Raw genomic sequence first — 978 nt, 5'->3', positions numbered from 1 at the left:
GGGCGCACCACCGCCACCCGGGCCGGCTCGGGACACGATGCCGGCGGCCGACGGCGTTCCGCGACCACCGGCATCGCCCCCGCGCGCCGCCGGGGATGATCTGTGCCCGCCGATGGCGGCACCGACCCGGACCGGGCCCGTGTGCCCCGCTCGCGGCGGGCGGGGCGCGTTCCGTTAGCGTGAGGTCCGTGCAGGACAAAGCCGGGTCGAGGCCGCGGCGGTCGCGGCGTGGCCGGCGCCCCACGGGCGCCACTCCAGGTCGATGAACTACGTCCAGGGCGCTGTCCTCGGTCTGGTCCAGGGCCTCACCGAGTTCCTGCCGGTCTCCTCCAGCGCCCATCTGCGCCTCACCGCCGCGCTGGCCGGGTGGGACGATCCCGGTGCCGCGTTCACCGCGGTGTCGCAGATTGGCACGGAAGCAGCGGTGCTGATCTATTTCCGCCGTGACATCGCCCGGATCGGACGGGCCTGGGCGGCATCGATCGCCCGCGGCGACAGACGCGGGGACCCGGACGCCAGGATCGGCTGGCTGGTGCTGCTCGGCGCCGTGCCGATCGGCGTGTTCGGCCTGACACTGCAGGACGCGATCGAGGGGCCGTTCCGGGATCTGCGGCTCATCGCGGCGACCCTGATCACTCTCGGGCTGCTGCTCGGCGGCGCCGACTGGCATGCGGCGAACGGCCGCCCCCAGGGCCGCCACGCACTGCTCCGGCGGCGCCGCACTCTCGACGATCTCACGCTGCGCGACGGACTGTTGTATGGCCTGGCGCAGTCGGCGGCGCTGATCCCGGGTGTGTCCCGGTCGGGGGCGACGATCAGCGGGGGCCTGCTGCTCGGCTACACCCGGGAGGCGGCCGCGAGGTACTCGTTCCTGCTCGCGATGCCGGCCGTGCTCGCCTCCGGGCTGTTCGAACTGCGCAGCCTCGCCGGGCCGCGCGCGCGCGCGGACGCCGCCGCTGAGGCGACCGGGGCGGGGAC

The 978-nt window shown here is 75.2% G+C and carries 1 protein-coding gene; it reads left to right on the top strand.

The genetic code is table 11. The features are described 5' to 3' along the window. Positions 1 to 262: 262 nt before the first annotated feature. A partial coding sequence (locus MXD58_RS25565) for an undecaprenyl-diphosphate phosphatase (RefSeq protein ID WP_250610245.1) occupies positions 263 to 978 on the top strand: 716 nt, incomplete at its 3' end.

This window comes from Frankia sp. AgKG'84/4, from assembly GCF_023242965.2.
Taxonomy (GTDB): Bacteria; Actinomycetota; Actinomycetes; order Frankiales; family Frankiaceae; genus Frankia.
This window is presented reverse-complemented; position numbering and strand designations above follow the sequence as displayed.